Raw genomic sequence first — 6,874 nt, 5'->3', positions numbered from 1 at the left:
GTCCGCCGCCGCGACCCGGTAACCCGCGGCCACCAGCTCCGGGGCCATGAACCGGTAGGCGTCGCGGCTCTGGCCGATCCCGTGCGCAAGCACCATCAGCGGCCCGGAGCCGGTCACTTCGTAGGCGAGGGTGCCGCCTTCCACGTTCAGGAACTCAGTCATGCCGGCCTCCATGGCTAATCGCAATAGCTAAAAAGCTACTCGTGTTAGCCAAGGTGGTCAAGACCGGTACTGCGGAGATCCATGGCAAGCCCGGCGGAACGGGAACCATCCGGCCCCGCAGGCGGGAGGAGCGCGGCACCACACCGCACCGCATGAGGGAGCCCCACGACGACCCCAGCACGATCGACCCCGAGCAGCCGCGAGGAAGACGGACTGCCATACAGCTTGGTCTCCATCCGCCGAGGGCGAGATCGCGCATGCACGCGACCCCGAGCACGGCGTACTGGACGCCGTCACCTCCGAGACGGCAGACCCGGAGGAACTTCCGGTCCAGCCGCCATCCGCGCGGGAATGGCCGACCGCCCGCCCGTGTTGTGGAGAATGTGGTTGTGGAGGGGACAGTGTCCCCGGGCCTCACTTATTGCCCATGAGGATGATCGTTCGGCTGATACCTCATGGAGCCTTTCGCCGCGTAGGCGACCGCCCTTCACGGCCACGCACACGTCGATGGCCCGCCCCGGGTCTCACGGGGCGGGCCACCGTCACACCCGGGCGCACCGGCTACCAGCGCATGCCGAGTGCATCGAGGTCTACGCGGCGCTGGGGGCTCAGCTTCGCTGCGCGGCGGCGGGCGTTGTCGGTGAATGCCCCGAGTCTGACCGGCAAGCCATCGACGGTCTCGACGTGTTTGCGGGGCACATTCAGGTGCCCCTCGCGCGCATGGAACTGGCGGGCGGCCGTCATGTTCAGCACCCATCGGGCGTCCTGCGTGCGGCGCGCGCCTGCCACCGGCTCGCCCTCGTCGGTGGGCTCGATCCCGACTGACTCCAGCAGGTACTGCTGAGCGGGCATGAGCTTGTCCCACCCGCTCCGTTGCCCGGCGGTCCAGATACCCAGGTCCTCGCCCTGGACGACGAGCCGGCCGGGCCCGCAGGGCACAGCACCCCCACCCTGGACATGGGCGAGGACAAGCCGGTAGCAGCGTTGCCACCCGATCTCCCACACCGGGCACCACCCCGGATCGATCTCGGAGAAGCCCCCCATACGGCTCTGTGACAGCTCACCGGCACAGGGGACGGTTTCCCCCGCTGCCCGCCGGTTGGCGTTCTCGGCCGTCCTGCGGGCCGCCGCACGGGCGTTCTTCATATGGATCCCGATGGGATAGCCGTCCCAGACCGCACTGGCGGGCGGGAGCAGATGCCCATGTGCGTCGGCGTACGAGCGCGCGACAGCAAGACCGGCCTCCTCGGCGACCGCCTGCACCGACCACACCATCCCAAGGGCCACCAGCTCGATGACACGCGAGGTCTCCAGAGTCCCGGCCGCGTAGTACCGGCGCTGGTCCGCGATCCACACCCCCAGCGGGTACGCGCCGACCGCACCCCAGTCCTCCGGGGTGACGTACGTGTACGGGACCCGCAGCTCAGTACCGCCGGTCTCGCGCAGCCACCGGGTCGCGGCCTCGATGCCACGCCGCCAGTACGCGGCCTCGGGGTCGATGACCCGCAGCCGGACAAACCGCGCGAGCGCGGCCGGATCGCGTTCCTCGCTGAACCTGAGCACGCCGGCCGCCACCGCGCCGACCCGGACGGCCTCCAGGTCATCGCCCGCGCCCAGGCCGTCGTCCTGGTCCTGGCCGTCGTCCTGGTCCGCGTCAATCTGCGGGACAGCGTTGCGGACGCGCGGGCCGGCAAGCGCCTCGATCATGTCCCTATCGTGCGCCTGCAAGGCGCCGAGGACTTTCGCGAGGGTGCCGTAGGCATCCGAGGTCAGCAGTTCGTTCGCGTCCTCGTCCTCGCCGAGAAACACCGGCACGATCAACGTGGCCAACTTCCCGGTCCCGGGCCGCACGCGCAGGGCACGGCCGACCATCTGCACGATGTCGACCATGCTGCCGCGCGCGTCCGCGAAGAGCACCGCATCGCACTCGGCGGTGTCGACACCCTCGCCCAACACCCGCACCGAGGACAGCACCCGCAGCTCGGCGCGCACGTCCAGGCCGCCATCCTCGGCGAGGCCCTGCCCATCGGCGGCCGTCCTGGCAAGGAAGCCGGAGGCGAACTCCTCCAGCACGGCCCGGCGGTGGGCAGGCGCGTGCTCGCCGCACAGCCAGTCCGCCCACACCTGCGCGGCCGGCGGGAAGACGTCGGGGCCATCCTCGGAGAGCCGGCCCGCCGTCACCGGCACGGCGGCCGCCATCGCCTCCGCCTCCCCGACCCGGCTATGGAAGGAGAGCACCCGCCGGAAACGTTCCTCCGCCGCAGCACGCAGGAGACCGGTCTGCACAGCAGCGAGCCTGGCCCCGCGCACCGCGTCGGAATTGGCGGCCTCAGCGGTCAGCACGGCGTACAGATCCGGGTCGCGGATGTCCAGGCACAGCACCTGATACGGCGCCACCAGCCCCAAACGGATCGCCTCGCCGAGCTTCAGCCTGTAGGCGACCGGCCCGAACACCCCAGAGCCGTCGCCCATGGACGCGACCAGCCGCGGCCGCTCCCCCTCCGCCTCCCAGATCCGCGCCGTCGCCGTCATGTACAACCGCCGCACCGCCGGCACCTGGACCTGGTCGTGAACCGCCGCCCACGGCTTCAGCCCGTCACCACTGGTGCGATGCGCCTCATCCACGACCATCAGGTCCCACACCGGCAGACCCGCAGCATGCGCCCGCTGGAGCGTGCCCATACCGACCGACGCGTACGTCGCGAACACCGTCACGACCTCGGGCCCGGCCGTCCACACGATCAACTCATCCGGATCAGTCGAGCACGGCAGACCCTGACTGTCCGCACCCCGCAGGGAACACACCCCGACCATCGCGCCACGACGGCCGCCCGCCCGCCACACAGCCGCCATCTGCAACAGCAGGTCCAGCGTCGGCACCAGCACCAGCACCCGCCGCGCGGACAGACGGTCCGCCACCGCCACCCCGATCAACGTCTTGCCCGACCCGGTCGCAGCGACGACCTGAGTCCGCAGCCCCTCGGGCGGGACCCCCTTCCCCGGCTGCTCCGAGAGGTGGCGAAGTACCGAATCAACGGCCTCGACTTGATGTGGACGAAGGGCCACGGCCACGATGGTGTTCCTCCTGGTCTGCCACTCTGGTGACTGGGTAGGCGGGCGGCCGTGCGCCGGGAAGTGGACGACCGCCCAGCAAGGGTGCCGGGCGGGAGACTAGAACGGCGGGCCATCGGGGTCACGGAGTGCACCGCACTCGGGCCAGATCCTCAGAACGACGTCCTCGTCAAGCGGCATCGGGCCGCCGTACAGGGCGATACCGGGCTGGTCCTCGGGGCGCCGACCGCCGTCCCGCAAGATATGCCGGTCGGTGTCACGGACGGCCCCCTGGTGGATGGCGACGGCGAAGTCTGCGGCGATCAGGTCGGGCGAGTCCTCGGTGGATACGGTCATGCGCCCCACCGTGGCAAAACCCGTCAATAAAATTGACAGATTGAGGGAAGTTCGTCTGATCGAAGCCTCGGAGGAGATCGAATGCTCTCGGTCAGAATCTATCCGTGTGGCCGGTTTATGCTGCATGGTGCGCGGACGGGTACCGCCCCAATCCCCAGGTGAAGGCCCCCTGATGGGCCCCGCCCGGCCTCCCCACGGGAAAGCCGACGGCTGCCCGCGTGCGGACCGACAGCCAGACCGCCTACACCGAGATCTGACCCGCCCGCCGTGAAGCGCCGATCACGTAATGCGGCCCGTCTTCAGCGTCAGCCCATGATGAAGACGGAACGACCGTTCGCTTTGAACGCGGCTTCGTATTCCGCAGCTGTGATCGGAACGGCAGACACTTCGTTGCCTTTGCTGTCGAGGCACACGCTAGCGGTCCAGGTCCCTCTGTTGGCCCGACACAGGTACGAGCCGTCCGGGCATCGCATATAGCGGGCGGGCAGCGTGGGCTTCGGATCGTTCGACGGGCACATACCCTGCCAACGAAATAGAGGTGGTTTCGCCACGGCCGTCCGCCCCGCGGGCAAGCACAAGAGGCAGCGCCAGTCCCCTTTCAGAGTGGGGTCGCTAAGGGCTGTCCCGCAAAAGGCTGGCTGGCCCCCGCGCCAGGTGCTGAGCGGGATACTCGAAGGACTCCGACGCGGGGCTGTGAAAGCCTGCGGACATGCCAGAGCTGCGTGTTCATGCTGGTCGTCACTACGCCATCCAGTTCCACTACGCCTTGCCGGACGACGCATGGTGCGTGGAGCTGAGCGAAGCCGTCCCGGCGCCGGCGGCGTGGGCTGAGATCCCCAGCGCCGGAACGCATTTGCCTGGAGTGGCCTTCCTGGTGGCGGTGATACCCGACGAGGATCCGGACCTGGAGCCGACCGTCCACATCCACAGCCACGACGAACTCGTCATTCCCTACGAGATCATGCGCTGGTTCATGGAGCACGTGGCCGAGCAGGTTGAACGCTGCCGCATCGACTTCGAGCACGGAGAACCTGAAGCAGTGGAATGATCACGCAGTGACTGGTGTGATCACGGCGTCGGAGCCCTCCTGGATGGCCCCGTTCAGCGGGCTCAGCCCGCGGCAGTTCGGCAAGCTGATCGCCGCGCTCCGGCGCGAGGGTGCAAATCCGGTGCGCAAGGGCCGGCCGTGAAGCCTGCCGCTGGAGGACCACGTGCTGCTGGTCGCCGCGTACTGGCGAGCGAACCTCACCCTTCGTCAACTGGCGCCGCTGTTCGGGGTGTCCAAGTCCGCAGCCGACCGCATCATCGACCACCTCGGACCCGCGCTCGCGCTCCAGCAACGCAAGCGGTTCCGCAAGGACACCGTGCTGATCGTGGACGGCACCCTGGTCCCCACGCGCGACCACAGCATCGCTGAGCAGTCGAAGAACTACCGTTACTCGACCAACCACCAGGTCGTCATCGACGACGACACTCGGCTGGTCGTCGCGGTCGGCCGGTCGTTGCCCGGCAACCGCAACGACTGCAAGGCGTGGGATCTGTCCGGAGCGAAGGCCGCCGTCGGCAAGACCACGGTCATCGCGGACGGCGGCTACCGGGGCACCGGCCTGCTCATCCCGCACCGCCGCGAACCCGGCCAGAGCGAACTGCAGGCATGGAAAGAGGAACACAACACCCCCCACCGCAAGGTCCGCGCCCGCGTCGAGCACGCCTTCGCCCGGATGAAGACCTGGAAGATCCTCCGCGACTGCCGCCTCAAGGGCGACGGCGTCCACCACACGATGCTCGGCATCGCCCGCCTGCACAACCTCACCCTCGCCGGGTGACGACGAACAGGCAGGTCAACGCACACGTCCTAGATCATTGACGGGACAACGCTTAGGGCGATGTTGAGCGGCCCCACCGAGGCGACTCCAACGGGCCCCGTTCTGCGGCTAATTTGTGAAGATCAAGCGTTGTGAAATGGCTCCGGAGGGCGGTTCGATTTGGGACTATCGGGGCGGCGGGATGCGGAGCGTGGTGGCTGCGGGACCGCGTTGCGGTGATGACGGCAGCGGCCAGATGACAGCACAATGCGCGGGTGGACAACAACGTCATCATCCGTCCGGCCGCCTCTGATGAACTGGACGTCGTCGCTGAACTCCGATGGCAGTGGATCCTTGAGAACCAGGATGCTCCCGTCACCGGGCGTGCGGAGTTCGTGCAGCACTTCGTCAGGTGGGCGAGGGAGAACACGTCGTCGCATCGGTGCATGGTCATGGTCCGTGATGAGGTGATCATCGGCATGGCCTGGCTGGCGGTCCTCCCGCGGGTGCCCAGCCCGCGTGCCCTGCAGCGGGCATCAGGTGACCTGCAGTGCGTATATGTCGTTCCCGGCGAACGCGATGGCGGCCTGGGCGGCCGGCTCATCGACGCGGTTGTGAGGTCGCACCGTTGTTGCGGTGACTGCATGCCGTTGACCTGCGGTCCCGCAGATGGATTGCGACGGGTTCTGAACCCTGCTCGAGCTGTTTGACCTGCGGTTCTGCACGTTGGTTGAGACTGCTGCAGTTGTGGTGAGAACGCCTACTGTGGTGGTGTCGGGGGAGCGTGCTGGGAGTTGATCATGGTTGCAGCTCGGAGAACGCTTCCTCCCAGACGTCTTTGATGTGCCTGCTGATGAGCTTGTGGAGCACTGGCCATAGCTGAAGCAGGATGTCCCGGTTGAGGAAGCGGCATAGGTCGGCGCGCATGCCTTCGGCGAGCACTGTTCTGTACAGACTTATGCGCTGGCGAGGTCGGTCCAGATCGAGGGTGCGCAGTCCGGACCACGCGATGTGCAGCGGCAACTCCGCCATCCCGTGCTCGGGTCCGGTCAGCTCGTCGAGGCTGGACGGCAGCCGTTGTTTGTACCTCGCTCGCAGTATTGACGCGATGCGGTTGGGGTCGTCGTGCACGCTGTCCCTTTCCTCTGCGCGCTGGCCAGGTAGTTGGGGCAGTGGGCGGGCGAGGGCCCGCTTGCGGGGGAAGGCTACTTCAGGGCGGCGATGGAGGTGTTCACTGAAGGTGGGAGTTGCCCGGGACCACGGGGTGTGCCTGGAGGCAGGCGCGGGTCATGACGATGTAGGGCAGCGTGCGCCGTTGTGGAAGCCGCGGCCGACTGAGCACGAAGATTTGCTGTCCGCGCCCGCTGCCGCCGTCGACCTCCTCGCGATCGATGAACTCGGCTAGGTCGTGTCCCTTCTCGTGGTGTAGCCGATCAACCGGCGGTCGCGTTGGTGGTGTTGGGTAGCGCGGGGGTGCTTTCGGGGCGCTCGGCTGGGTA

7 protein-coding genes and 1 pseudogene are annotated in these 6,874 nt (G+C 68.0%); 3 read left to right on the top strand and 5 right to left on the bottom strand.

Annotation, left to right across the window (positions count from 1 at the left end; translation table 11 throughout):
- The 3 genes from ACIQVL_RS51395 to ACIQVL_RS51385 all read right to left on the bottom strand — a co-directional run.
- Nucleotides 1-162, bottom strand: a 162-nt coding sequence (locus ACIQVL_RS51395; RefSeq protein ID WP_403479295.1) for an alpha/beta fold hydrolase, incomplete at its 3' end; no start/stop codon positions are given.
- Between the two features lie 561 nt (nucleotides 163-723).
- Nucleotides 724-3,234, bottom strand: a complete 2,511-nt coding sequence (locus ACIQVL_RS51390) for a Helicase associated domain protein (RefSeq protein WP_403479294.1) — start codon at nucleotides 3,232-3,234, stop codon at nucleotides 724-726.
- 99 nt (nucleotides 3,235-3,333) lie between these two features.
- Entirely contained in the window at nucleotides 3,334-3,570 is a 237-nt protein-coding gene (locus ACIQVL_RS51385; protein ID WP_403445094.1) for a hypothetical protein, read from the bottom strand.
- 709 nt (nucleotides 3,571-4,279) lie between these two features.
- Between ACIQVL_RS51385 and ACIQVL_RS51380 the strand changes: the two genes are divergently transcribed.
- The 3 genes and pseudogenes from ACIQVL_RS51380 (at nucleotide 4,280) to ACIQVL_RS51370 (ending at nucleotide 6,085) form a co-directional block, all read left to right on the top strand.
- The gene (locus ACIQVL_RS51380) at nucleotides 4,280-4,618 is read left to right on the top strand and encodes a hypothetical protein (RefSeq protein WP_403479293.1); all 339 of its coding nucleotides are present in this window, start codon (nucleotides 4,280-4,282) and stop codon (nucleotides 4,616-4,618) included.
- A gap of 7 nt (nucleotides 4,619-4,625) precedes the next feature.
- Nucleotides 4,626-5,396, top strand: a pseudogene (locus tag ACIQVL_RS51375) (transposase).
- Nucleotides 5,397-5,650: 254 nt separating this feature from the next.
- A complete protein-coding gene (locus ACIQVL_RS51370; protein ID WP_403479292.1) occupies nucleotides 5,651-6,085 on the top strand; it encodes a GNAT family N-acetyltransferase in 435 nt (144 codons plus the stop codon).
- An 88-nt stretch (nucleotides 6,086-6,173) separates the two neighbouring features.
- Here the strand turns inward: ACIQVL_RS51370 and ACIQVL_RS51365 are convergent, their stop codons facing one another.
- Together ACIQVL_RS51365 and ACIQVL_RS51360 are read right to left on the bottom strand one after the other, a co-directional pair.
- A complete protein-coding gene (locus ACIQVL_RS51365) occupies nucleotides 6,174-6,506 on the bottom strand; it encodes a hypothetical protein (RefSeq protein WP_403479291.1) in 333 nt (110 codons plus the stop codon).
- Between the two features lie 100 nt (nucleotides 6,507-6,606).
- Nucleotides 6,607-6,874: hypothetical protein (locus ACIQVL_RS51360; protein ID WP_403479290.1), on the bottom strand; the 268-nt coding region annotated here is incomplete at its 5' end.

The sequence above is a fragment of the Streptomyces sp. NPDC090499 genome (assembly GCF_044769305.1).
GTDB lineage: Bacteria > Actinomycetota > Actinomycetes > Streptomycetales > Streptomycetaceae > Streptomyces.
Note: the sequence above shows the minus strand (reverse complement) of the source record. Positions and strands in the feature narration are given on the sequence as shown.